The organism is Williamsia phyllosphaerae, assembly GCF_014635305.1.
Classification (GTDB): Bacteria; Actinomycetota; Actinomycetes; order Mycobacteriales; family Mycobacteriaceae; genus Williamsia_A; species Williamsia_A phyllosphaerae.
Window position 1 is genome coordinate 168,590 of record NZ_BMCS01000002.1, and the last position, 24,172, is coordinate 192,761.

Annotated in this window: 20 protein-coding genes and 1 riboswitch; of the genes, 7 read left to right on the forward strand and 13 right to left on the reverse strand. The window is 68.8% G+C overall.

Features of this window, described 5'->3' with window-relative positions; genetic code table 11:
* A complete protein-coding gene (locus IEV93_RS14695; protein ID WP_188490743.1) occupies positions 1 to 1,491 on the reverse strand; it encodes a gamma-aminobutyraldehyde dehydrogenase in 1,491 nt (496 codons plus the stop codon).
* A gap of 109 nt (positions 1,492 to 1,600) precedes the next feature.
* Between IEV93_RS14695 and IEV93_RS14700 the strand changes: the two genes are divergently transcribed.
* The 4 genes from IEV93_RS14700 to IEV93_RS14715 all read left to right on the forward strand — a co-directional run bounded on the left by IEV93_RS14700 (position 1,601) and on the right by IEV93_RS14715 (position 5,737).
* Positions 1,601 to 2,053: an Lrp/AsnC family transcriptional regulator gene (locus IEV93_RS14700; RefSeq protein WP_371873843.1), complete on the forward strand. Its 453-nt coding sequence runs from the start codon at positions 1,601 to 1,603 to the stop codon at positions 2,051 to 2,053.
* Complete coding sequence (locus IEV93_RS14705) at positions 2,050 to 3,447, forward strand: aspartate aminotransferase family protein (RefSeq protein WP_188490745.1); 1,398 nt, start codon at positions 2,050 to 2,052, stop codon at positions 3,445 to 3,447. The genes IEV93_RS14700 and IEV93_RS14705 overlap by 4 nt, the downstream gene beginning before the upstream one ends.
* Positions 3,448 to 3,592: 145 nt before the next feature.
* Positions 3,593 to 4,396, forward strand: a complete 804-nt coding sequence (locus tag IEV93_RS14710) for an alpha/beta fold hydrolase (protein ID WP_229705201.1) — start codon at positions 3,593 to 3,595, stop codon at positions 4,394 to 4,396.
* Positions 4,397 to 4,438: 42 nt separating this feature from the next.
* Positions 4,439 to 5,737: a D-alanyl-D-alanine carboxypeptidase family protein gene (locus IEV93_RS14715; RefSeq protein WP_188490747.1), complete on the forward strand. Its 1,299-nt coding sequence runs from the start codon at positions 4,439 to 4,441 to the stop codon at positions 5,735 to 5,737.
* Between the two features lie 15 nt (positions 5,738 to 5,752).
* Here IEV93_RS14715 and yhjD read toward each other — a convergent pair whose 3' ends face one another.
* The 5 genes from yhjD to IEV93_RS14740 all read right to left on the reverse strand — a co-directional run bounded on the left by yhjD (position 5,753) and on the right by IEV93_RS14740 (position 11,632).
* Positions 5,753 to 6,817, reverse strand: coding sequence for an inner membrane protein YhjD (gene yhjD, locus IEV93_RS14720; RefSeq protein ID WP_188490748.1), 1,065 nt, complete (start codon positions 6,815 to 6,817; stop codon positions 5,753 to 5,755).
* Between the two features lie 48 nt (positions 6,818 to 6,865).
* A complete protein-coding gene (gene trpS, locus IEV93_RS14725; protein ID WP_188490749.1) occupies positions 6,866 to 7,870 on the reverse strand; it encodes a tryptophan--tRNA ligase in 1,005 nt (334 codons plus the stop codon).
* 36 nt (positions 7,871 to 7,906) lie between these two features.
* The gene (locus IEV93_RS14730) at positions 7,907 to 8,734 is read right to left on the reverse strand and encodes an exodeoxyribonuclease III (protein WP_188490750.1); all 828 of its coding nucleotides are present in this window, start codon (positions 8,732 to 8,734) and stop codon (positions 7,907 to 7,909) included.
* 10 nt (positions 8,735 to 8,744) lie between these two features.
* The gene (locus IEV93_RS14735) at positions 8,745 to 10,001 is read right to left on the reverse strand and encodes an MFS transporter (protein ID WP_188490751.1); all 1,257 of its coding nucleotides are present in this window, start codon (positions 9,999 to 10,001) and stop codon (positions 8,745 to 8,747) included.
* 149 nt (positions 10,002 to 10,150) lie between these two features.
* On the reverse strand, positions 10,151 to 11,632 hold the full coding sequence (locus IEV93_RS14740; RefSeq protein WP_188490752.1) for a PE-PPE domain-containing protein: 1,482 nt from the start codon (positions 11,630 to 11,632) through the stop codon (positions 10,151 to 10,153).
* A gap of 283 nt (positions 11,633 to 11,915) precedes the next feature.
* Positions 11,916 to 12,044, forward strand: a riboswitch (SAM riboswitch).
* Positions 12,045 to 12,104: 60 nt separating this feature from the next.
* Here IEV93_RS14740 and IEV93_RS14745 point away from each other — a divergent pair.
* Both IEV93_RS14745 and metX read left to right on the forward strand, forming a co-directional pair.
* Entirely contained in the window at positions 12,105 to 13,442 is a 1,338-nt protein-coding gene (locus IEV93_RS14745; protein WP_188490753.1) for a bifunctional o-acetylhomoserine/o-acetylserine sulfhydrylase, read from the forward strand.
* A gap of 2 nt (positions 13,443 to 13,444) precedes the next feature.
* Entirely contained in the window at positions 13,445 to 14,602 is a 1,158-nt protein-coding gene (gene metX, locus IEV93_RS14750; RefSeq protein ID WP_229705202.1) for a homoserine O-acetyltransferase MetX, read from the forward strand.
* A 25-nt stretch (positions 14,603 to 14,627) separates the two neighbouring features.
* Here the strand turns inward: metX and IEV93_RS14755 are convergent, their stop codons facing one another.
* The 5 genes from IEV93_RS14755 to IEV93_RS14775 form a co-directional block, all read right to left on the reverse strand.
* Complete coding sequence (locus IEV93_RS14755; RefSeq protein ID WP_188490754.1) at positions 14,628 to 16,061, reverse strand: Hsp70 family protein; 1,434 nt, start codon at positions 16,059 to 16,061, stop codon at positions 14,628 to 14,630.
* Positions 16,062 to 16,171: 110 nt separating this feature from the next.
* Positions 16,172 to 16,513: a DUF3017 domain-containing protein gene (locus IEV93_RS14760; protein WP_188490755.1), complete on the reverse strand. Its 342-nt coding sequence runs from the start codon at positions 16,511 to 16,513 to the stop codon at positions 16,172 to 16,174.
* The gene (locus IEV93_RS14765) at positions 16,510 to 17,382 is read right to left on the reverse strand and encodes a bifunctional methylenetetrahydrofolate dehydrogenase/methenyltetrahydrofolate cyclohydrolase (protein ID WP_188490756.1); all 873 of its coding nucleotides are present in this window, start codon (positions 17,380 to 17,382) and stop codon (positions 16,510 to 16,512) included. The genes IEV93_RS14760 and IEV93_RS14765 overlap by 4 nt, the downstream gene beginning before the upstream one ends.
* A 26-nt stretch (positions 17,383 to 17,408) precedes the next feature.
* Complete coding sequence (locus IEV93_RS14770) at positions 17,409 to 17,999, reverse strand: pentapeptide repeat-containing protein (RefSeq protein WP_188490757.1); 591 nt, start codon at positions 17,997 to 17,999, stop codon at positions 17,409 to 17,411.
* Positions 17,996 to 18,775 carry a rhomboid-like protein gene (locus IEV93_RS14775; protein WP_188490758.1) on the reverse strand — a complete coding sequence of 260 codons (780 nt, stop codon included), beginning with the start codon at positions 18,773 to 18,775 and terminating at the stop codon, positions 17,996 to 17,998. The genes IEV93_RS14770 and IEV93_RS14775 overlap by 4 nt, the downstream gene beginning before the upstream one ends.
* A gap of 79 nt (positions 18,776 to 18,854) precedes the next feature.
* On the opposite strand from IEV93_RS14775, the gene IEV93_RS14780 reads away from it, so the two are divergent.
* Positions 18,855 to 19,319 carry a tRNA (cytidine(34)-2'-O)-methyltransferase gene (locus tag IEV93_RS14780; protein ID WP_188490759.1) on the forward strand — a complete coding sequence of 155 codons (465 nt, stop codon included), beginning with the start codon at positions 18,855 to 18,857 and terminating at the stop codon, positions 19,317 to 19,319.
* An 18-nt stretch (positions 19,320 to 19,337) separates the two neighbouring features.
* Here IEV93_RS14780 and IEV93_RS14785 read toward each other — a convergent pair whose 3' ends face one another.
* Both IEV93_RS14785 and IEV93_RS14790 read right to left on the reverse strand, forming a co-directional pair.
* A complete protein-coding gene (locus IEV93_RS14785) occupies positions 19,338 to 20,630 on the reverse strand; it encodes a reverse transcriptase family protein (RefSeq protein WP_188490760.1) in 1,293 nt (430 codons plus the stop codon).
* Between the two features lie 190 nt (positions 20,631 to 20,820).
* Positions 20,821 to 24,120 carry an error-prone DNA polymerase gene (locus tag IEV93_RS14790; RefSeq protein ID WP_188490761.1) on the reverse strand — a complete coding sequence of 1,100 codons (3,300 nt, stop codon included), beginning with the start codon at positions 24,118 to 24,120 and terminating at the stop codon, positions 20,821 to 20,823.
* Positions 24,121 to 24,172 lie beyond the last annotated feature (52 nt).

A 24,172-nucleotide genomic window follows, 5' to 3' on the forward strand; every position in this document is an offset into this window, starting at 1 on the left:
TCACTCGCCTCTCGGAAGGCTGAAGACCGTGCGGTGCCAGTCCTTGCGGGCCACGCCGGTGATGTCGCTCATCACGTGTTTGACGCTGAGGTACTCGTCGAGCGAGTAGGCGGACATGTCCTTGCCGAACCCCGAGGCGCCGAAACCCCCGTGTGGCATCTCGCTGACGATGGGGATGTGGTCGTTGATCCACACGCAGCCGGCGTGGATCTCGCGTCCGGCGCGCTGCGCGCGGTAGACGTCCCGCGTCCACGCCGAGGCCGCCAACCCGAAGTCGGTGTCGTTCGCCCGCCGGATCGCGTCGTCGTCGTCGTCGAATGCGCTAACCGTGAGCACCGGACCGAAGACCTCGTCGCGGTAGACCTCCGCGTCCTCGCCGACGTCGGCCAGCAGGGTGGGCGGATAGTAGGCGCCGGGACCGTCGGGCACCGATCCCCCGGTGATCACCCGGATCCCGGAATCGGCGGCGCGGGACACCATCGCGGCCACCTTGTCGCGGTGCGCGCGGGAGATCAGCGGCCCCATGTCGGTCGCGGGATCGGACGGATCGCCCACGCGGACCCTCGACATCAGATCCCCGACCCCGGCGACGAAGTCGTCGTAGAGATCACGGGCGACGATCGCTCGGGTGGCGGCGGTGCAGTCCTGCCCGGAGTTGATCAGCGCCCCGGCGACCGCACCGTGGACCGCGGCGGTGAGATCGGCGTCGTCGAACACCACGAAGGGCGCCTTGCCACCGAGTTCGAGCTGTACGCGCGTGCCGTTCGTGGCGGCGGCCGCCATGACACGTCGTCCCACGCCGGTGGATCCGGTGAACGTCACGATGTCGACACCGCGGTGGCCCGCGAGGTGGGCGCCGACCTCTGCGCCGGTCCCGGTGAGGACGTTGAGCACCCCGTCCGGCACGCCGGCCTCGGTCGCCAGGGCGGCGAGGGTGATGGTGGTCAGCGGGGTCAGCTCCGACGGCTTGAGGACGACGGTGCACCCGGCGGCCAAGGCGGGCATGACCTTCCACACCGCCATGCCGAGTGGATAGTTCCACGGCGTGATGGACGCGACGACACCGATGGCCTCCCGCCGGATCGTCGAGGTGTGGTCGGCGGAGTACTCGGCACTGGCCTTGCCCTCGAGATTGCGCGCGATACCGGCGAAGAAGTCGGTGTTGTCGACGGCGCCGGGAAGGTCGAACTCGGTGGCCAGCCGGATGGGTTTGCCGGTCTGCGACACCTCCTGCGCCGCGAGGGCGTCGGCGTCGCGCTCGATCAACCGGGCCAGGCGACCGAGAACGGTGCTGCGTTCACCCGGGGTGGATCCGGCCCAACCGGGCAGAGCGGCCCGCGCGACGGCGATCGCGGCGTCGACATCGGCGGCGGTGGCGAGCGCCATGTGCGCCACCGGCCGGTCGGTCGCCGGATCGATGACGGTGTGCACGGCGCCGGTGCCGACGAACTCGGCACCGGACACCCAGCCTGCGGGCAGAGTGGACGTCATGGCCCGATGGTAAGGGAACGAAGACGGAATCCGCCACGAAAGCGGTCGTTGAACGACCGAATCGATGGCTTTTCTTGCGGAAAACTACGGAATCCGTCACCATTGGCTCGTGGCCAAGGACCTCGATCATGTCTCGAAACAGATCATCGAGGCGTTGCAGACCGACGGTCGTCGGTCCTACGCATCGGTGGGCAAATCGGTCGGTCTCTCCGAGGCCGCCGTGCGCAATCGTGTCCAGAAGCTCAGCGACAGTGGGGTTCTGCAGATCGTCGCGGTCACCGATCCGTTGCAGGTGGGATTCGCCCGGCAGGCGATGATCGGCATCCGCTGCACCGGCGACTCGGTGGTGTTGGCCGACAAGCTCGCCGAGATCGACGAGATCGACTACGTGGTCCTCACCGCCGGATCGTTCGACATCATGATCGAGGTGGTCTGCGAGGACGACGACGGTCTGCTCGAACTGTTGAACCAGAAGGTGCGCACCCAACCGGGTGTGACCGGCACCGAGACGCTCGTCTACCTGAAACTCGTCAAACAGCAATACAACTGGGGTACCCGATGACAACGACACCACTTCCCGTGAGCTCCGACTCCGATGCGGCCGGTACCGATCTCGGGGCCCGCAGCGCCCGACATCTCTGGGGGCACTTCGCCCGTCACGGCGAGGGCATCACCCCACCGGTCATCACCCGGGGCGAGGGGGTCCGGATCTTCGACGACCGCGGCCGCAGTTACATCGACGGCCTGTCGGGCCTGTTCGTGGTGCAGGTCGGCCACGGCCGGGAGGAACTCGCCCGCGCCGCCGCGAACCAGGCCCAGACCCTGGGATTCTTCCCGCTGTGGTCCTACGCCACCCCACCCGCGATCGAACTCGCCGAGCGACTGGCCCACCACGCCCCCGCGGACCTCAACCGTGTCTTCTTCACCACCGGCGGTGGCGAGGCGGTCGAGAGTGCCTGGAAGCTGGCCAAGAAGTACTTCAAGCTCAAGGGAAAGCCATACAAGCACAAGGTGATCTCGCGTGCCGTCGCCTATCACGGCACGCCGCAGGGAGCGCTCGCCATCACCGGGATCCCGGCGATGAAGCAGGATTTCGAGCCGCTGACCCCCGGCGCGTTCCGCGTGCCCAACACCAACATCTACCGCGCCACCGAACACGGTGACGACCCGAAGGCGTTCGGGCGGTGGGCCGCCGACCGGATCGCCGAGGCGATCGAGTTCGAAGGTCCGGAGACGGTGGCCGCGGTGTTCCTGGAGCCCGTGCAGAATGCGGGCGGTTGCTTCCCGCCCCCACCCGGATACTTCGAACGGGTACGCGAGATCTGCGACGAGTACGACGTGCTGCTGGTGTCGGACGAGGTGATCTGCGCCTTCGGGCGGATCGGCTCGATGTTCGCCTGCGACGACTTCGGTTACGTCCCCGACATCATCACGTGCGCGAAGGGCATGACCTCCGGGTACTCCCCCATCGGCGCGATGATCGCCAGCGATCGCCTGTTCGAGCCGTTCGACGACGGCATCACCTCGTTCGCGCACGGCTACACGTTCGGTGGTCACCCGGTCTCGGCGGCGGTGGCGCTGGCCAACCTCGACATCTTCGAGCGCGAGGGCATCAACGACAACGTCAAGAACAACGCGGGCGCGTTCCGCTCGACCCTGGAACGGCTGAAGGATCTGCCGATCGTCGGCGACGTCCGCGGTGAGGGCTATTTCTACGGGATCGAACTGGTCAAGGACCAGGCGACCAAGGAGACGTTCACCGCCGACGAGTCCGAAAGGGTCCTGCGCGGGTTCCTGTCGCACGCCCTGTTCGAGGCGGGGCTGTACTGCCGGGCCGACGACCGGGGCGATCCGGTCGTGCAGCTCGCACCTCCGCTCATCTGCGGTCAGTCGGAGTTCGACGAGATCGAGCAGATCCTGCGGTCGGTGCTCACCGAGGCGTACTCGCTGATCTGAGGTAGGTGACGGTGCCCGCCATTGCGCCTCTCGGCAGAAGGCCGCTCGTGGCGGCAAATGGGGTGGTACCCGGGGCAGTGGGTCGGGCACCGTCATGGGTGTTCAACCCGCGTGCGCACACGGGTATTCCGCCTACCCTGACACCATGTCCGACGCCCAGCTCCCCCGTCCCGGAACGGCCCTCGTCTTCGCCCCCGCCCCGACCGACGACGGCAGGCGTGTCGTCGTCTCCGCGCACGGCCTGACCTCGAGTCGTGCCGACGAGGACGCGCGCGGCATCTTCGACTGGCCTGCCGTCGACGACGTCGACGCCGTGCTCGTGCGCTACGACGCGCGGGGTCACGGCGAGTCCACCGGTCGTCCGGAGCCGGCCGACTACGCCTGGACCACCCTGGCCGACGACCTCCTCGCACTGATCGACGCCGTGTCACCGGACGCCCCGGTCGACGCCATCGGGGCATCGATGGGCACGGCCACCATCGTCTGGGCGGCGCTACGCCGTCCCGACCGGTTCCGTCGGTTGGTGTTGGCCATCCCGCCCACCGCCTGGCAGACGCGGGCCGCCCAGGTCGAGGGATATCTGGCCGCGGCATCGATCGCGGAGCAGCACGGCATCGACGCCTTCGTCGAGGCGATGGCCGAGCAGCCGCAGGCGGAGATCCTCACCGCGGGCGGCTGGGCCGACGAGCCGACGCGGCCGTCGGTCGGCATCGACCTGCTGCCGTCGGTGCTGCGCGGGGCCGCGATCTCCGATCTCCCCGACACCGCGGAGGTGGCCCGCCTGCGGCACCCGACCCTGCTCCTGCCGTGGGCCACCGATCCCGGCCACCCGGTGAGCACGGCGCAGGTGCTGGCCGACGCGCTCCCCGCGTCGACCCTCGAGGTCGCCGAGGACCCCGACGCCATCCGCGGCTGGGGTCGCCGGGCCGCCGAGTTCTTGCGATCCTGATATACCGGGTTTGCGTTCGTTCGCGCGGTACGTTCGACAGCAATGTCCCCGCTCTCGCGCTCGTTCCGCGTTCTCGTCGCGTCCGCCCTCCTCGCGGCGTGTGTCGCGGTCGGCGCACCCGCCCAGGCCGACCCGGTGGTCGCGACCCCCGACGTCGCCGCGCCGTCCACCCCGAACACCGAGAGATGTCCGTACCGGTCGCAACCCGCGGCTGCCGTCGACTCCTCCGAGGTGCCACCGCCCGGCCAGTCCGCACCCGCGCCGCTGCCGGTCCCCGATCCCACCGTCGGCGGTGAACGGCTCTCGGCCTGCGGCGTCGTGACGGCCGGGTCGTCGGCGATCCCACGCGGGATCACCTCAGCCGGGTGGCTCGTCGCCGACGCAGGGTCGGGCGCGGTGCTCGCCGCCAAGGACCCACACGGCAGATACCGTCCGGCCAGCACCATCAAGACCCTGCTCGCGTTGGTCGCGCTCGACGAACTCGACCTCGACAAGGTCGTGACCGGGACGCGCGAGGACTACGGCATGGAGGGTGACTCGGCGGGTATCGGTCCCGGCGGCACCTACACCGTGCGACAGCTGCTGCAGGGCCTGCTGATGGTGTCGGGAAACGACTGCGCCAACGCCCTGGCCCGCGAACTCGGTGGTTACGACGTGGCCGTGGGCAAGATGAACGAACTGGCGCACGACCTCGGCGCCGAGGACACCCGCGCGGCATCACCGTCGGGACTGGACGCACCCGGCATGAGCACATCGCCCTACGATCTGGCGCTGATCTTCCGTGCGGCGCTGCAGAACTCGACCTTCCGGGAGCTGGTGTCGAACGTCAGCGCCCCGTTCCCGGGTTACCCGAAACTCGCCGACGTCCCCGGCGACAAAGACCACCCCGGGTACCTCATGCAGACGCAGAACCGACTGCTGCTCGACCAGTATCCCGGCACCATCGGCGGCAAGACCGGTTACACCGACGACGCCCGCAAGACCTTCGTCGGCGCCGTCGAACGCGACGGCCGCACGCTCATCGTGGTGCAGATGTACGGCCTCAACGAGGCGGGCGACTCGTACTGGGATCAGGCGAAGGCACTGCTCGACCTCGGATTCGCGACCGGCGCGCAGGCGTCGGTGGGCACGCTGGTGTCGGGTCCCGCGGGCGCAGGCGCGTCGACCACGCCGTCGGCGGACACCGGCTCGGACCGGTCGGGGAATCTGGCCTACCCCTCGTCACCGGACGGACCCGGCGGCTCGGACTGGACCGGTCGCCTGCTCGTCGGCGGCGTCGGCGTAGTGGTGGTCATCGGGCTCGTCTACGCCGCGATTCGGGTCAACCGCCGCTCTCGCTGAACCAGCCGAGACCAGCTACCTCCGGCGCGACCGGAACCGGGAGAACGTCAGCGCCGCAACCGCGCCCGCGGCGATGGACGCTGCGACGGTCGTGGGTGACGGCTCCGGACGGACCACCACGGTCGGCGCGATGGTGACGGGGTCGGGCACCGCCGTCTGTTCGAAGCGGGCGTTCGCCTCGTCGGTGGCCGCCCAGGCCGTGGCGAACAGGATGATGCGGGTGGTGAAGAAAGCGAACACCATGATGCCGATGATCGGACCGAAGGTCGCGCCCGCGGGGCCACTGGTGACGCCCTTGAGGTAGAAGGTCGCGATGAACTTGAAGACCTCGAAGACGACCGCGGTCAGCAGGCCCGCCTTGACCGCGTTGCGGTACGGCAACGGGATCCGCGGCAGCCGCGCGATCACCCAGGTGAACAGCAGCGTGGAGGCGGCGAGCGAGACCACGATCGAGAGCACGCGGACCAGGATGGACACGCCGGGCAGGTGGTCGAGGTTGACCAGCTCGAGGATGGTTGTCGTCAGCCCGCTTCCCGCCAGCGCGGACAGCCCGAACGACACGACCAGGGCCACGAACAGACCGAGCAGTGCACCGAGGTCACCGAGCTTGGTCTTGACGAACGACGACGACGGCGGCTCGGTCCCCCACTGCACGGTCAGTGCGTTGCGCAGGTTGGCCATCCATCCGAGGCCGGAGTAGACCGCGAGGACCAGACCGATGACACCGATCGACGCCCGCGACGAGATCGCCTGGTCCATCAGATCCTGCAACTGGTTGCCCATGTCGCCCTGCACCGAATCGGCGATCTTGTTCTTCGCGTCGTCGAGGAGATCGGGGCTCGCGACGAACACGAAACCCGCCGCGGCGAACCCGATCATCAGCAGGGGGAACAGCGCCAGGATGCTGAAGTACGTGGCACCCGCCGCGAAGAAGTCGCCCTTGCTGCTCTGATAGCGGCCGCCGGCACGGATCAGATGATCGAGCCACGGGTACTTCGCACGCAGGGTCTCCAGGCGGGAGGGTGTGTCGTCGGAGGACTCCGCGGTCTCGGGGGTCGTGGTCTTCTGCGTGTCGGCCATCATCGCTCCCTGCTCGTCGGCGGTGGGCTGCTGCGTGCCTCGCCGAAGCTACGTCCTCGGCAGGAACCCCACCCTGTCATAGGCCGTTGCCAGCGTCTGCGCGGCCACGTCTCGGGCCCGCGCGGCCCCCCGCGCCAGGATGGCGTCCAGCTCGCCCCGATCGGCGAGCAGGTCGGTGACCCGGCCGCGCAGCGGCTCGACGAACTCGACGAGCACCTCGGCGGTCTCGACCTTCAGATCGCCGTATCCCTTGCCCTCGTATCCGGCCACCAGGTCGGCGATCGGGGTACCCGTCAGCGCGGACTGGATCGAGAGCAGATTGGACACACCGGGTTTGTGCTCGACGTCGAACCGGATCTCGCGCTCGTTGTCGGTGACCGCCGACCGGATCTTCTTCGCCGACCGCTTCGGGTCGTCGAGCAGGTTGATCAGTCCGGCGTCGCTGTCGGCCGACTTGCTCATCTTGGCCGTGGGGTTCTGCAGGTCGTAGATCTTGGCCGTCTCGCTGACGATGTGCGCGGTCGGGACGACGAACGTCTCCCCGAACCGGGAGTTGAACCGCTGGGCCAGGTTTCGGGTCAGCTCGAGATGCTGCCGCTGGTCCTCCCCGACCGGGACGCGGTCGACCTGGAATGCGAGGATGTCCGCGGCCATCAGGATGGGGTAGGTGAACAGCCCGACGCTGGAGGAATCCGCGCCCTGCTTGGCCGACTTGTCCTTGAACTGCGTCATCCGGCTCGCCTCGCCGAACCCCGTGATGCACGACAGCACCCAGGTCAGCTGCGCGATCTCCGGGACGTGGGACTGCACGTAGATCGTCGCGCGCTCGGGATCGACACCGACGGCGAGCAACTGGGCGACACTGACGTGCGTGCGCTCACGCAGCGCGGCGGGATCGTGCGGCGCGGTGATCGCGTGCATGTCCGGGATGAAGTAGAACGCCTCGAAATCGTCCTGCAGCGCCACCCACTGCCGCACCGCACCCAGGTAGTTGCCGAGGTGGAACGAATCGCTGGTGGGCTGGATACCGGACAGTACCCGGGGGCTGGTCATGGTTGCCGATTCTTCCATCCGTGCACAAACAGGTTTCTAGGCGTACTCGACGGTGACCGGGGCGTGGTCCGACCAGCGCCGGTCGTATGCCTCGGCCCGCTCCACGCGGGCCGAGGACGCGAGCCTCGCCGCCGTCGCGTTGGCCAGGTGGTAGTCGATCCGCCATCCGGAATCGTTGTCGAAGGCCTTGCCGCGCCACGACCACCAGGAGTACGGCCCCGGCTCGTCACCGCGCAGCGACCGCACCACGTCGGTCCACCGACCGGCGAGCAGGTCGGCGACCCACTGCCGCTCCTCGGGGAGGAACCCGGGACTCTTCGCGTTCGTCTTCCACGCCTTGAGGTCCAGCTCGGTGTGCGCGATGTTCCAGTCACCGCCCACGACGACCGCACGCCGCTTGCGCGCGAGGGTGTCGAGGTGGGTCGCGAAGGAATCCATGAAGCGGAACTTGTCGTCGCGCTTGGATCCGTCCGAAGCACCCTTGGGGAGGTACAGCGACCCCACCGTGAGCGCGGGCCGGTCGTCGGCGGCGGCGAAATCGGCCTCCAGGTACCGGCCGGTGTGATCGAACTCGTCGCTGCCGAAACCTCGGCGCACCGCGGTGGGCGGGAGCGTGCTCAGCACCCCGACGCCGGCGTGGCCCTTGACCGACGAGTCGACCATCGACAGGTGCCATCCGGCCTCGAGCGCGGGAGCCAGGGCCTCTCGGGCCTGCTCCTCGGTGGCCCGGATCTCCTGCATCAGCACGAAGCGTGAGCCGATCGGCTCGCCCAGCCAGGGCAGCATCCCGGGGTTGTGCGGATTGCGTTCCTTGACCGCGGCGCGGACACCGTTGACGTTGGCTGTGGTGATCGTGAAGGGCACGGCCGCGAGACTAGTGGACGGCCATCGGCGTATCGATATCGGCCGCAACGGAGTTGGCCTTGCCGGTGGTGCGTCGCTGCGCGAGGACCGCCACCGCGAGCATCACCAGTCCGGCGACGCCGAGGCCGGCCCCGAGCACCGACGGTGCGCGGTAACCGAACCCTCCTGCGATGACCAGGCCACCGAGCCAGGCACCGCCGGCGTTGGCGACGTTGAGCGCGGAGTGGTTGAGTGCGGCGGCCAGGGTCTGGGCGTCGTCGGCGACGTCCATGAGTCGTGTCTGCAGTGCGGGCACCAGCGCCGAGCCGGTCACACCGACGACGAAGACCAGGACCAGCGCGGTCCAGACGTTGCCCGCCACGGCGACGAACACCAGCAGGGCGACGACGATCGAGACCAGTCCGGCGACGAGCGTCCCGACGACGTTGCGGTCGGCGAGCGCGCCGCCGACGATGTTGCCGACGACCATGCCGATCCCGAAGAGCATGAGTGCGATCGGGACGAGGCCCCCGGGGAGACCGGAGACGTCGGTCAGGGTCGTGTGGATGTAGGTGTAGAACGCGAACATGCCGCCGAAGCCGACGATCCCGATCAGCAGGGTGAACCACACCTGCGGGCGGGCGAGGGCGCCGAGTTCGGTCATCGGATTGGTCATCGTCATGCCCGTCAGCGTGGGCAGGTACCGGATCAGGGCGGCGATGGTGAGCAGTCCGATGACGACGACCACGCCGAACGCGGTGCGCCACCCGAGCGAGTCGCCGAGCCACGTGGCGGCCGGGACACCGACCACGTTGGCCACCGACAGGCCCATCATGACCTGACCGACGGCCTTGGCGCGGCTGCCCGCACCGGCGAGGTGGGCCGCGACGAGCGCGGCGACACCGAAGTAGGCACCGTGGGGCAGACCCGCGACGAACCGGGCCGCCATCAGCGTCCCGTAGGTGGGAGCGAAGACCGTCGCGGCGTTGCCGATCACGAACGCGACCATCAGAGCGATGAGCAGGGTCCGTCGCGACATCCGCGCGGTGGCCGCGGCGATCAGGGGCGCGCCGACGACAACACCGAGCGCGTAGGCGGAGATGACGTGGCCGGCGGTGGGTTCGCTGATGTCGAGCGAGCCGGCGATGTTCGGGAGCAGCCCCATCGAGACGAACTCGGTGGTGCCGATGCCGAAGCCGCCAAGGGCGAGCGCGAGGATCGCGACCCGTCGGGTGCGGGCGACCGCCGCGCAGGACGAGTCGGGGTGGGTGTTCAGCGCGGTGGCCATGGCGCACTCCTCTCACACAGGGTGAACCGTCAGGTCCGCTTGCGATGGGGCGCAGCGCACACCGGTGGGCGCCACGAGTCACCTCAACGGTCGACCTCGTGAGAAAGATTCCGAGGATGCGGGTGAGTTGCTTCACACCCGCCCCGAGGTCAGGACGCTTCTGCGCCACCGTGGGAGTCGTCGGTGGTCGACGACTGGTCCGAGTGGGAGCCCGCCGACGGCGTGCCCGTTGTTCGGTCGGGGGTCGGCGGCGCGGTGGGCGACGCCGTGTCCGGGGACGTGGTCGGGGTCGACGGCGACGGTTTCGTCGGCCGGAACCTCGTGAGGACTTCACCGAGCCGTTCTCTCACCGCCGCCCGCAACGGACCGGGAGAGGAACCGGGCGTGGACGGGGTCATCGGGCGCGGGGGTATCGGGCTCGGGCTCGGGCTCGGGCCGTTGTTCGAGGTCAGTGCAGGCGGAGTGGACGCGGTCGGGACATCGACGTTTGCCCCGGCGCCCCGAACGGGTGCGGTGGCAGGCACACGACCGGCTACGCGCTCGCGGACGACCACGGCCCAATCGCTCGCGAATCGAATCGGGTACCGGGCGATGCCGCGAAGGGAGACGAGCAGCCGAGCCTGTGCTGCGGGATCTCCCCGGAGCGCGCTGCCGATCGTGAGCAGATCGGGAAGCGTGGCCCCGTGGCCCAACTCCGGGTACTGCGGACCCCTCGCCTGGAAGAACGCGAGCACCGGTTGGATCCGCGCGAGTTCGGGATACCGAAGCGGGATGTAGTACGAGTGGACATCGTCGAGGGCGTGCACTCCGACACGGTTGAGCAGGATCGAGATCGCCATCGGTCGGGCGAGCAGGACGGGCCCGGTCGGTTCAGGACCTTGCCCCAGCGCGGCGGGGTCCCTCATGTACTGGCCGTACTCGAAATGCTTCGTACCGAATGCGAGCAGCGCATCGAGGGCGCCGACCGGATCATGGAGGGGATCGGGCAGGTCGCAGATGGGGTCGCCGTCGACGCACACGTCGAGCACCGGGATGTCGCCGTAGCCACCGGGCCCACGCGGCCCGCGCATCCCGAGCCCCGGTATGACACCGACCATGGACAGTTCGACACCGCGCCCGCGGGAGTCCCCGGTGCGACGCGGATCGGAGTACAGCTCGCCGGACACGATCGGGGCGCCGTTGCTGTCCTTGGTCGCGATGGCCTGGTCCGGATCGGAGGCGAGCGCGTGGAGCTCGTCGCCGGCGATGGCTGCCCCTTGCGAGTAGCCCACGATGACGACCGGGCTCTCCGAACACCCGGGCGTCGCCCGGTAGGCCGCGATGTCGCGGTGCACGGCGGTACGACCGGCGGCCGCACTCGCCGCATAGGACGTGGCACCCAACGGCCACACATTTGCCGGATAGTCCACGTGTTCCACGTCGTATCCCTCGTAGCGCGAGGCGATGTCCCGGGTGTGGTAATTCAACGGATCGTCGTTGGTCCCGTCGAGGATGAAGACCTTTCCCGACGAAGGACAGGCGGCGCTCTGGGCCTCGACAGCGGACGCGACACCGCCCTGGAACAGCACCAACACGACCGGTATCGATGCCGACGCAACGGTGAGCGCGAGTCGCGCACGCAAGATCTTCACTGAAGAAACCACTTTCGTCCGGTGCCGACACCAGCACGCCTGGTTTCTCAGAATATGGATTCACGACATTGTCGGAAATCGTTTGAACGCACGAATAATTCACAGAACAATGCGCAAATGAATGCATTCATTGTGCATTCGCTAACAATTCTTTTCCTCGCGCGCGGGGGTCCGGCGACCCGATCCCCGAGGACCATCGCGAACGCAAGGCGGGCCGCCGTTGCGATCGCTCTGCGTCAGAGCCTTCCGTCGGCGAAATCCCGGTGTTATATCCTTGACGCCAGGTCATGAGTATCAGCGTCAAGCCCCGGCTTGCTGATCGGCAACCCTCCAACCGCGGTGGGGTGCTCCGGGTGATTGACCGGGTTGTGGACGCCCACCGCATGCGGTGAGGCCACGGCAAGCGCGGGTCCGAAGGTCGGACCCACACCGGGCACCGTTGCCCGGCCGACCGAAAGAGAGCTCCATTCAGATGTCTGATCTCCCGTACGACGGCACCCTCGAGCCCGAGGATCCCACTCTGAACTGGTCCTTCGAGACCAAGCAGATCCATGCCGGCCAGACCGTGGACGCGGCCACCTCGGCACGCGCACTGCCGATCTACCAGACCACCTCGTACACGTTCCGCGACACCCAACACGCGGCCGACCTGTTCGGACTCGCCGAACCGGGCAACATCTACACCCGCATCATGAATCCGACGCAGGATGCCGTCGAGCAGCGCATCGCCGCGCTGGAGGGTGGCGTCGCGGCGCTGCTGGTGGCGTCGGGGCAGGCGGCCGAGACCTACTCGATCCTCAACATCGTCGAGACCGGCGGACACGTCGTGTCCAGCCCGCGCCTCTACGGCGGTACCTACAACCTCTTCCACTACACGCTGCCGAAGTTCGGCATCGAGGTCACCTTCGTCGACGACCCGGAGAACCTCGACTCGTGGCGGGCCGCGGTCAAGCCCAACACCCGGGCGTTCTACGGCGAGACGATCTCGAACCCCAACAACGAGATCCTCGACCTCCCCGGGGTGTCCGGCGTCGCGCACGAGAACGGCGTCCCGCTCATCGTCGACAACACCGTCGCCACCCCCTACCTGATCAAGCCGCTCGAGCACGGCGCCGACATCGTCGTGCACTCCGCCACCAAGTACCTCGGTGGCCACGGCACCGCGGTCGGCGGCGTCATCGTCGACGGCGGCACGTTCGACTGGCGCGATCAGCGCGACGGAGTCGACCTGTTCCCCGGGTTCACCACGCCCGACGCGAGCTACCACGGCGCGGTGTTCGCCGACCTCGGCGCCCCGGCCTTCGCGCTCAAGGCCCGCGTGCAGTGGCTGCGTGACACCGGTGCGGCCATCTCGCCGTTCAACGCATTCCTGATCTCGCAGGGCATCGAGACCCTGAGCCTGCGCATCGAGCGGCACGTCGCGAACGCACAGAAGGTGGCGGAGTTCCTCGAGGGTCATGCTCAGGTCGAGTCGGTGGCCTACGCCGGCCTGCAGTCGTCGCGGTGGTACGAGCGCGGGCAACAGCTCGCCCCCAAGGGTCAGGGCGCCATCGTGGCGTTCGAGATCACCGGCGGCGTGGACGCGGGCAAGCGCTTCGTCGACGCGTTGACGCTGCACAGCCACGTCGCCAACATCGGCGACGTCCGCTCGCTGGTCATCCACCCGGCGTCGACCACGCACTCGCAGCTGGCTCCCGAGGAGCAGCTCGCCGCCGGCGTGGCCCCGGGACTGGTGCGCCTCGCGGTGGGCATCGAGGGGATCGACGACATCATCGCCGATCTGGAGACAGGATTCGGAGCGGCCAGGTAACTGTGAGCATCGACCCACGGGCACTCTCGGTGTCTGCACCCTCGGAGACGACATCCGACTGGGAGACCCTCCCGGACGGGCAGCTCACCAGCGTGTCCGTGGGTCCGATCTCGCTCGACAACGGCGAACGGATCGACGACGTCACCATGGCGTTCCAGCGCTGGGGCCGTCTGTCACCCGACCGTGACAACGTCGTCCTCGCCCTGCACGCGCTCACCGGCGACAGCCACGTGACCGGCCCGGCCGGTCCCGGTCAACTCTCCCCCGGCTGGTGGGACGGTCTGATCGGACCGGGGTGCGCGGTCGACACCGACGAGTGGTGCGTCGTATCGGCCAACGTGCTCGGCGGGTGCAACGGATCCACCGGCCCCTCCTCCCCCGACTCCGACGGCAACACCTGGGGGTCGAGGTTCCCGCAGATCACCGTGCTGGATCAGGTCCGGGCCGAGGTCGCCCTGATGGATGCGCTCGGGATCGACTCGGTGGCAGCGGTTCTCGGCGGATCTATGGGCGGCGCCCGTTCGCTCGAGTGGGTCATCGGCTTTCCCGAACGCGTGCGCAGCGCCTTGATCCTGGCCGTCGGACCGCGGGCCACCGCCGACCAGATCGGCACGCAGACAACGCAGATCGCCGCGATCAAGGCCGATCCGCACTGGCACGGCGGCGACTACCACGGCACGCCCGACCGGCCCACCGCCGGCCTCGGCATCGCCCGTCGGATCGCGCACATGTACTACCGTTCCGAGCCCGAACTCGACAGCCGCTTCACCAATGAGCCTCAGGGCGACGAGGATCCGCTGGTGGGCGGGCGCTACGCGGTACAGAGCTACCTCGAGCACCAGGCCGACAAACTCGTCGCGCGATTCGATGCCGGCAGCTATGTGGTGCTCAGTGAGGTGCTCAACCATCACGACGTGGGACGCAACCGTGGCGGGACGCGCGCGGCTCTGCAGGGGTGCCACGTCCCGGTGGTCGTCGGCGGCATCACCTCCGATCGGCTCTACCCGCTGCGGACCCAGGCCGAGTTGGCCGAGCAGATGCCCGGCTGCGTCGGCGGACTGCAGATCGTGCACTCCGACAACGGACACGACGGATTCCTGACCGAGTTCGACGCCATCGCCGATCTCCTCAAGCGCACCCTGGAACTCGCGCGGCGCTGACCCGGTCCCTGCGACGCAGGGGGCCTCAGCCGACCGGGGCGGTGGTGGGTGTCCCCGGCGCCGATCTGCTCGGGGCGCGGTCCAGCGGATTGGGGTAAGGCGTCAGTGTGCGCGTGGGCGCGTCCTTCGGCGGCGGCACCGATCCCGAGTACGGATTCGGCGAGCCCGTCTGCGACCCCGGCACCGCCGGTGTACTCGGACCCGGCGCCGAGTTCTCCGGCGTGATCGTGGAGGTCGGCACCTGCGACGAGGGCATGGTCGGCAATTCTGTTGTCGCCCAACCGGGACGATTCGGCACCCGCGGTGACGCGGGTGTGAAGGTCTCCACCGGCGCCTGCTCGGTCGTCGTCTCCGGTGCGATCGTCGTCGAGGACTCCGGGACCGCCGGGGCGACCGAACGAGTGGGCGAGATCGACGTCGCCGAGGTCGCGGTGGCGACGTTGACCGCCGGTTCGCCGACCACCGAGGACGCCGGGCCGGACGGGGTGAGCACCTCCGGCGAGGAGTTGCCGGTGAGGGCGGCTCCGACGGCGTAGACGGTCAACATCGTGCCTGCGAGCAGAGCACCGACGACGGCCAGCGGGACCGCGGAGAGCCAGTCCCGGTGGCGACGACCGCCGATGAAGGCCAGCCGCAGTGGGGCCGCACCACCCGACCCGGCCAGCAAGGCGGCACCGATGGCGCACAACAGTTCCGGTGACTCCGGGCGGATCACCTGGGTCGGTCCGTCGCGCTCGACGACGGCGTGCAGTGCGGGGATGTTGGCGAGACCACCGACGAGGACCACGGGCACCGACGCGGAGTCGACGAACCCGGTCACCTCGGTGATCAGCCTCTCGGCCATCGTGGCGATCGCCGCCTCGAGCATCGACACCGACATCTCCCGGTCGACCCCGGCGACCTGGAAAGTGGTCGAGTCCTCCTGCGACAGATCTTCTTTGGCCGTACGGCAGCCCGAGACGAGCGCGGCCCACCCGGCCCGCGACGTCATCGGGCTGGTCTGGGCGGCCACCTGATCGGCCAGCGCGGCGTCGAGGGCGAACCCGGACACGGCGGTCGAGCGGGTGATGTCCGAGATCGCCCCGGATGAGGTGTCGAGACGGAACATGGTCACGCCGGTGTCGCCGCAGTCGACGACGACGACGTCGGGATGCGCTGCTATCTCGCCGGATTCGGCGAGCGCACGTGCCACCGACTCGGCGTCGCCCACGAGGTGGATCTGGCGACGCGGACCGGCGCCCCGGGAGGCGATCTCGCGACCCTGGGCTGTGGTGCGACAGGCCACGCCGATCGAACCCACCGCCGTACCGTTGCTGCGTGCACGGTCGAGCATCAGGTCGATGCCGGAGTTGACCCGTCCGGCACGATCGAACCGGTCGGTGGGGTCGACGTCGATGACCCGTGAATCGACCGACCGCCGACCCCCGTCGTCCACCGTGACGAGGGCACAGTGGATCATGCCGTTACCGGCAGAGACGCCAAGGGTGGTAGCAGGACCGGAAGTCATATGGGTACAACGGTAACAGTTCGGTCACGGCGAGCACCAACCTTTTTGCCGTGACCAGGACCTCAGTCGGTTCCGAGGGGGTCGATCGAGGTGGCCAGCCAGAGGATCGCCGCACCCGCAGCGGCCATCGCCCCGACATCGAACACCCGACTGCGGACCTGCAGCAGTCCCACGCGCGAGGTGGGCAGCACGGCGCGGAGCAGCGCGGCGAGCACCGCTCCGGCGCCGAAGACGAACGCGCCGCGTCGCCAGCGGTCGAGCACCAGGAACACCACGGCCACCGCGACGAAGATCAGGACGATGGCGAACGGGATCTGCACCACGAACGCGCGGACCCGTCGGGCACGCTGGAACGCGACCGCGGCATCGCGTCGATCGGTGTCCGACGGGCGGTCGGCGGTCATCGGGCCTGCGCGCGCTGCGCGGCCAACTGCTTCTCCGCGCGCTCCACGACGTTGACGAGCAGGAAAGCCCGGGTCAGCGGCCCGACCCCGCCGGGGTTCGGCGACACGTGCCCGGCGACCTCCCACACGTCCGGGGCGACGTCGCCGACCAGTCCGGCGTCGGTACGGCTGACACCGACGTCGAGCACCGCGGCACCGGGTTTGACCATGTCGGCGGTGATCAGGTGCGGGACACCGGCGGCCGCGACGACGATGTCGGCGCGCGACACCTCTGAGGCGAGGTCGGCGGTTCCGGTGTGGCACAACGTGACCGTCGCGTTCTCGCTGCGTCGGGTCAGCAGGAGGCCGATGGGGCGGCCGATGGTGACGCCGCGGCCGACCACGACGACGCGGGCGCCGGCGAGGGGGACGTCGTAGCGACGGAGCAGGTGGACGACGCCGCGCGGGGTGCACGGCAGCGTCGACTCCGTGCCGAGGACCAACCGTCCGAGGTTGATCGGGTGCAGACCGTCGGCGTCCTTCTCGGGGGCGATGCGCTCGAGTGCGGCGTTGTCGTCGAGGTGCGCGGGCAGCGGGAGCTGGACGATGTAGCCGGTGCACGCGGGATCGGCGTTGAGTTCGTCGATGACGGCGTTGAGCTGCTCGGTGGTGGTGTCGGCGGGCAGGTCACGTCGGAGCGAGGCGATGCCGACCTTGGCGCAGTCGGAGTGCTTTCCGCGCACGTAGGCCTGGGATCCCGGGTCGTCGCCCACGAGGACCGTCCCGAGGCCGGGCGCGATGCCCGCCTCGCCGAGTGCACGCACCCGTTCGGTCAGATCGACGAAGATCTCGTCGCGGGTGGCCTTGCCGTCGAGTGCAGTCGCAGTCACCGGTCCAGTGTCCCCGACCGCGCCTGCTAGCCCAACCTCAGCCCGTGCGCCACCGCGAAATCCACGGCGTGCGCCGGGTCGACGGTGGTCTCGGTGACCGTCGCCTGCAGCCAGAACGTCGCGTCGACGCGCGCACCCCGCAGATCCGAGCCGGACACCGTCGTCCCGACCGCCCGGGCCCCCGACAGGTCGACGCCCGTCAGATCGGCGTCGACGAGGGTCGTCCCCGACAGGTTGACCTCGCGCAGACGAGACCCACGGAGGACGGGCTTGTGGATCTTCAGGCCACCCAGGGACACCAGCGTGAGGTCGCAATCGGTCATTGTCACCGCCCGCATCGTCGACTCGGAGATCGCCGAGCCCATCAGGCTGCAGTCGGAGAAGACCGCGGCGGGCATCGGACTGCGTCGGAACGTGCAGTTGCGGAACGCGCTCTGGCGGTGCCGCGAGTCGGCGAGGTTGGCCCCGGAGAAGTCACAGTCGGTGAACACGACGGTGTCGGTGATCAGTTCGCGCAGATCAGCGTCCCGGAAGGTGCAGTTCTCGAACGTGTCGTGGGAGAACTGTCGTTCGCTCAGGTCGGCTTCGTCGAACGATTCGTCGATGTGGTCGGTCACGTCCCCAGTGCATCACGAGGCGTCGACACCGTGTCGCGCGACAGTGTCCGCTCGAGCAGGTGCGGCGAGACCGGCGGCAGGCTGACCGTCCGCTCGACGATGTGCGCGGACACCGGGGGCAGTTCGACGCGCAGCGGCGTCGCGCGACCCAGTCGGGTCAGCGGGTAGCAGAGCAGCCCGATCAGGACGGCGCAGAGGTGTCCGATGTCGGTGAAGGTCCCGTGGCTGCCGTTGACCAACGGCCAGACGACCGGCGTCGCCGCGACCACCAGCAGCGCGGCGAGGTATCCGTACCGCCAGGGTCCGCGGAGTCGGTAGACCAGGATCCCGGCCACACCGGCGAGTCCGTAGCTGACGCCGATGTCGATGACGTTGAGGTCGCTCTGCGGCGCGTGGCCGGTGTTGATCGCCCACAGCAGGACCGACTGGCTGATGTAGGTGGCGCCGACGTGGGCGATGACGACGACCGCCAGCCAGCGGGCCGTACCGAGCCACCGTTCGATGGTGGCGTGGATGAGCACGTACGGCAGTACGTAGACGAACCACCCGTTCCCGTCGATCCAGAAGGCGCTGCGGAACAGGCTGGGCAGCGGATCGTGCATCAGGTGGCGCAGGTTCGTCGAACGGTTCCGCAGGATGTCGGTGAGCTGGTCGTGTCCGACGCGGTGCGCGATGACCGTGGTGACGAACAGGATGGCCAGCCAGATGAAGGTGCCCGGAGCGGATCGCACGTAGCGCCATGTGGCGGTCGCGCCCGCGCGTGACACACCGATCATCGTCTTCTGCCTTTCGGGATCGCCCGATCCCTGCCCTGCGCACCCGAACATGACGGGTGGTCAGGCAATGTAGACGCCTGTGTTCCGACTTTTGTTCCATGAGCCCCGCATACCACCCAATACGGGCAACGCGATCCGGTTGGCGGCCAACACCGGCTGCGAACTCCACCTGGTCGAACCCATGGGTTTCGACCTGACCGAGGCGAAGGTCAAGCGTGCGGGACTGGACTACCACGAGATGGCGTCGGTGACCGTCCACGCCGATCTCGCGGCCGCCTGGGCAGCACTGGCCCCCGAGCGGGTCTACGCGTTCACCGCACATGCCGAGAAGTTCCACACGGAGGTGGCGTACCGACCAGGCGATGTGTTGCTGTTCGGACCGGAGCCGACTGGATTGTCGGCCGAGGTGCTCGCCGATCCGCACGTCAGCGAGCGGCTGCGCATCCCCATGTTGGCCGGCCGCAGGTCGCTGAACCTCGCCAACGCCGCGAGCATCGTCATGTACGAGGCCTGGCGTCAGAACGGATTCGACGGCGCCGTCTGACCCGACCGCCGCGACTGGTCACCAGTCGACGTGGGACGCCATGTCGAGGAGTTTGTCTCGCCGGGCCGGACTCGTTGCGCCGATCCAGGCGATCTTGCCGTACACGTGGGCACGGAAATCGGGGTGTCCGTCGTGGTTCTGGGCCGCCCCGCCGGTCCGGATCGCGTTGTGCAGCAACGCGCGCAGGGCGTCGTGGTCGGCGCGCGACACCTGTGGGCGATCGTTGACCACGAGACCCGCCAGACGCTGCTGCTGGTGCGCATGCATGATCCGGGTCTTGGCCGGGTGCACGGTGAAACCCTCGTCGGCGACGACACGGAGTACGGTCCACAACACCCGATCAGCATCCATTCGATCGCCGGAGAGCGCGAGGTCGTCGCCGTAGCGGGTGTACCGCAGGTCGTTGTGCGCGGCGAATCCCGCCAGCCGCCGATCCATCCCGCGGAGAACGAGATTCGCGAGGTGCGGCGACGTCGGCGCACCCTGCGGGAGATGCCGCTCGCGGAGGAGACCGGCATGGACTGGGTCGAGTCCATGGATTGCGTCGGGTGGGGTCGCGGTGGTGCAGAGTTCGGTGAGGATCCGGGCGATCGCCGGCGAGCACCCGGCCGCGGAGAACACGTGTCGGACCCGCCGGGCGTCGATCGACTCGAAGCAGTGCCGCAGATCGACCCGGAGCACCACCGGACGGTCGGTGTGCGGCCAGGCGAACGCGGCCGTGGACGATCCCCGCACGAATCCGCGGGCGGCCGGATGCGGCGGGATCCGCTCGACCAGTCGGCGCAGCAGTCGTCGCTGCGTCTCGCGCATGCGCGGTTTCGGGGCCTCGATGACCCGGAACCCGTCCCGCTTCTCGACGCGGAACACCCGATAGTGGCGCAATGGCTCTCGTGCGTTTCGCAGCCATCGACCCCGGTCGGCGAACCATTCCAGCTCGGGAACCGTGAAGTTCAGCCAGTGCGCGAGTTGCTCTACGTCGTAGATGTCGGGCAGGTCGTCGCGGACCCTGCCGGTCGACGACGGTTCCGTCAACTCCCATACGGCCGGAGCCGACCGGTCATCGGTCTCGGGAAGCGGCGCGGTCCGGTCGCGCAGTGCTCCCAGAATTCTCGACTCGATGTCCGACGCCCCGGCGACGACGTCGTCCGACGGGTCGAACAGGCGTAGGCCGACGACGTCGGCGAACTCGGGCGACAAGCCCGCGGCGATCAGCGCCCTCTGCATCTCGGGCCAGGTCCATGCGGTGAGATGCGCCTCGACGTGCGCGGCGATCTCGGCGGCCTCATCCGGCGAGAACAGTGGATCAGACATTGGCGATGGACTGCGGGCGAGGTGACCGAGAACTCGTATCGCGGCGCCGCGAAGCACGCGCAGCGTGCCGCATGGCGTCGGACGCAGGGACCAACTGTGAGGTGTACCCAGGGGTTACCCCTGAGACGGGTCGTGACGACCCACTCTCATCTCGCCCGCCGTCCATCGCCACCGATGGTGCCACGACCGATCACTGCCAGTCGCGGGATCGGGTACCGACCTTGAGGTCGAGTCGCTGCAGATGTTCGGCCACCACGGTGACCGCACCCTCGGCGTTCTGCACCGTTCCGCGGATCATCAGGGCCGTCGCGCTCTGGGCGAGCTTGCGGTATCGCTTCCACAATCCGACCGAACAGACGACATTGACCATGCCGGTCTCGTCCTCGAGGTTGATGAACGTGACCCCCGACGCGGTGGCGGGTCGTTGGCGATGGGTGACGGCGCCCGCCACGAGCACCCGGGACCCGTCACGCACCGACAGCAACCCGTCGGCCGGGACGACCCCCATCGCCGACAGCCGCGGCCGGAGGAACTGCGTCGGGTAGACCGTCGGCGTCACCCCGGTGGCCCACGCATCGGCCGCGGCGAGTTCGACGTCGGTCATCCCGGGCAGCGTGGGCGCGACACCCGACGCCTGCAACGCCAGGTGATCGGCACGTTCCAGCGACGCCGCACCCGCGTCCCACAGCGCCTGCCGACGGGTTCCGCCGAAGCAGTCGAAGGCACCTGCGGTGGCGAGCGCCTCGAGTTGGCGTTCGCTCAACTCGGCCCTGCGGGCGAGATCGGCCGGGCTGCGGTACGGACCGTCGGCCACCCGACGGTCGACGACGACCTGCGCCAGCTCGTCACCGATGTGCCGCACCGAACCGAGAGCCATCCGGACCTCGAGCCCGTCGTTCTCCAGGTTCGCGTGGGCCAGGGAGATGTTGATGTCGGGTCCGTGCACGCGGACGCCGTGCCTCCGGGCGTCGGCCACCAGCGACTGCGGCGAGTAGAAACCCATCGGCTGCGCCCGCAGCAGCGCGGCACAGAACGCCGCGGGATGGTGCAGCTTGAACCACGACGAGTAGAAGACCAGCGCCGCGAAACTCTGCGAATGACTCTCCGGGAAACCGAAGTTGGCGAAGGCGGCCATCTTCTCGAACACTCGGTCGGCCACGTCGCCGACGATCCCGTGGGTCTGTTCCATCCCGGCGTAGAACCGCTCCTTGAGCTTCTGCATCTTCTCCGGCGACCGCTTCGACCCCATCGCGCGACGCAGTTGATCGGCCTCGGACGCGTCGAAACCGGCGACGTCGACGGCCAGCTGCATCAACTGTTCCTGGAACAGCGGCACGCCCAGCGTGCGTTCCAACGCGGTTTTCATCGACGGGTGCTCGTAGCTGGTGACCTCGAGCCCGTTGCGTCGTCGGATGTAGGGGTGCACCGACCCGCCCTGGATGGGACCGGGGCGGATCAGCGCGACCTCCACCACCAGGTCGTAGAACCGTCTCGGTTTGAGCCGGGGCAGCGTCGCCATCTGCGCCCGCGACTCAACCTGGAACACACCGACCGAGTCGGCGGCGCAGAGCATGTCGTACACCGCGGTCTCCGCGAGATCGATCCGCGCGAGGTCGACGTGGATGTCCTTGTGCTCGGCGACGAGGTCGATGGCGTAGTGCAGCGCCGAGAGCATGCCGAGACCGAGCAGATCGAACTTCACCAGACCGATTGCGGCACAGTCATCCTTGTCCCACTGCAGCACACTGCGACCGGCCATCCGCGCCCATTCGGTGGGGCAGACGTCGGCGATGGGGCGATCGCAGATGACCATGCCGCCGGAGTGGATGCCGAGGTGTCGCGGCATCCCCGCGATCTGCCCGGCGAGATCCATGACGTCGTCGGGGACATCGTGCTCCGGGTTCTCCTCCTCATCGACGGTGCGGCCCCACCGGCTCACCTGCTTGCTCCACGCATCCTGCTGACCGATCGAATACCCCAGTGCGCGAGCCATGTCCCGCACCGACGACCGACCACGGTAGGTGATGACGTTGGCCACCTGGGCGCTGTACTCACGGCCGTAGGTGGCGTACACGTGCTGAATGGCCTCCTCACGGCGATCGGACTCGATGTCGACATCGATGTCGGGCGGACCGTCCCGTTCCGGGGACAGGAAGCGTTCGAACAGCAGGCTGTTGCGTACGGGGTCGACGTTGGTGACCCCGAGCGCGTAACAGACCGCGGAGTTGGCGGCACTCCCCCGCCCCTGACAGAGGATGTCGGAGCGCTTGCAGAAGTCGACGATGTCGTGGACCACGAGGAAATAGCCCGGGAAGTTCAGCGAGTTGATGACCGCGAGTTCGTGCTCGATCTGCCGGTACGCCTTGGGGTTCGACGTCGGTGATCCGTAACGGTTCGCGGCGCCGGTCATCGTGAGCTCTCGCAGCCACGACTTCTCGGTGTGTCCGTTCGGGACGTCGAACGGCGGTAGTTCCGGTGCGATCAGGCGCAACTCGAAGGCACAGTCGCGACCTATCTGCGCCGAGTTGTCGATGGCCTCGGGGTGGGCGGCCAGTAGCCGCGCCATCTCGTCGCCGCTGCGCAGGTGGGCGCCGCCCACCGGACCGAGCCAGCCGGCGATCTCGTCGAGGCTCGCCCGGGCGCGCACCGCGGCCATGGCCATGGCCAGGCGGCGGCGGTCGGGGCCCGCGAAGTGGGCGCCGGTGGTGGCGACGGTGACAAGACCGTGCGCCGCAGCCAGTTCGGCGAGGGCGGCGTTGCGTTCGTCGTCGGTCGGCATGGACTGGGTGGTGAGTTCGACGGCGACGTTGTCGCGGCCGAATCGATCGACCAGCAGTCGCAGTTCTTGTGCGGCCGCCTCGGGTCCCCGGGTGGCCAGGGCCTGGCGCACGGTCCCCTTCCGGCAGCCGGTGAGAATCAGCCACGACCCGTCGGCGGCGGTGGCCAACTCGTCCATGTCGTAGCGCAGCAATCCTTTCTCACCGGCCGCCATGTGTGCGGCGGCCATCTGCCTCGACAGCCGTCGGTACCCGTCCTGACCCCTGGCCAGCACCAGCAGATGACCGCCCTCCGGATCGTTGACGCCGGTGCGGGCCGCGTCGTGCTGCATCGACAGTTCCGCGCCGAACACCGTCGGGAGTCGCCACTCCCGGGCCGCCTCGGCGAACCGGACCACTCCGTAGAAACCGTCGTGATCGGTGACGGCGAGCGCCTCGAGTCCGAGGCGGTGTGCCTCGGTGACCATGTCCTCGGGCGAGCTGGCACCGTCGAGGAAGCTGTAGGAGGTGTGCGCGTGAAGTTCGGCGTAGCGCGTCGCGCTCCGTCCCCGAGCACTGTCGTCAGCCTGGAACGGGTCACGTTTACGGGACCAGGCGGGGCTGTCACCGCCGTCGCCGGGGAACGTCTCACCCGGCCGACCACCGCTGTTCGGGCGCCCCGACAGCACCCGCTCCATCTCCGCCCAGGTGGGCGGGCCCTCGTTCCAGCCCACACCCGATGGTATCGGTATTCGAACACATATTCGACCCCGATCGGCTCGGATT

Bases quoted from the DNA above. Each gene is read 5' to 3' on its own strand.
- IEV93_RS14695 (WP_188490743.1), bottom strand. From the start codon at position 1,491: ATGACGTCCACTCTGCCCGCAGGCTGGGTGTCCGGTGCCGAGTTCGTC.
- IEV93_RS14705 (WP_188490745.1), top strand. From the start codon at position 2,050: ATGACAACGACACCACTTCCCGTGAGCTCCGACTCCGATGCGGCCGGT.
- IEV93_RS14710 (WP_229705201.1), top strand. From the start codon at position 3,593: ATGTCCGACGCCCAGCTCCCCCGTCCCGGAACGGCCCTCGTCTTCGCC.
- IEV93_RS14715 (WP_188490747.1), top strand. From the start codon at position 4,439: ATGTCCCCGCTCTCGCGCTCGTTCCGCGTTCTCGTCGCGTCCGCCCTC.
- yhjD (WP_188490748.1), bottom strand. From the start codon at position 6,817: ATGGCCGACACGCAGAAGACCACGACCCCCGAGACCGCGGAGTCCTCC.
- trpS (WP_188490749.1), bottom strand. From the start codon at position 7,870: ATGACCAGCCCCCGGGTACTGTCCGGTATCCAGCCCACCAGCGATTCG.
- IEV93_RS14735 (WP_188490751.1), bottom strand. From the start codon at position 10,001: ATGGCCACCGCGCTGAACACCCACCCCGACTCGTCCTGCGCGGCGGTC.
- IEV93_RS14745 (WP_188490753.1), top strand. From the start codon at position 12,105: ATGTCTGATCTCCCGTACGACGGCACCCTCGAGCCCGAGGATCCCACT.
- IEV93_RS14755 (WP_188490754.1), bottom strand. From the start codon at position 16,061: ATGATCCACTGTGCCCTCGTCACGGTGGACGACGGGGGTCGGCGGTCG.
- IEV93_RS14760 (WP_188490755.1), bottom strand. From the start codon at position 16,513: ATGACCGCCGACCGCCCGTCGGACACCGATCGACGCGATGCCGCGGTC.
- IEV93_RS14775 (WP_188490758.1), bottom strand. From the start codon at position 18,775: ATGATCGGTGTGTCACGCGCGGGCGCGACCGCCACATGGCGCTACGTG.
- IEV93_RS14785 (WP_188490760.1), bottom strand. From the start codon at position 20,630: ATGTCTGATCCACTGTTCTCGCCGGATGAGGCCGCCGAGATCGCCGCG.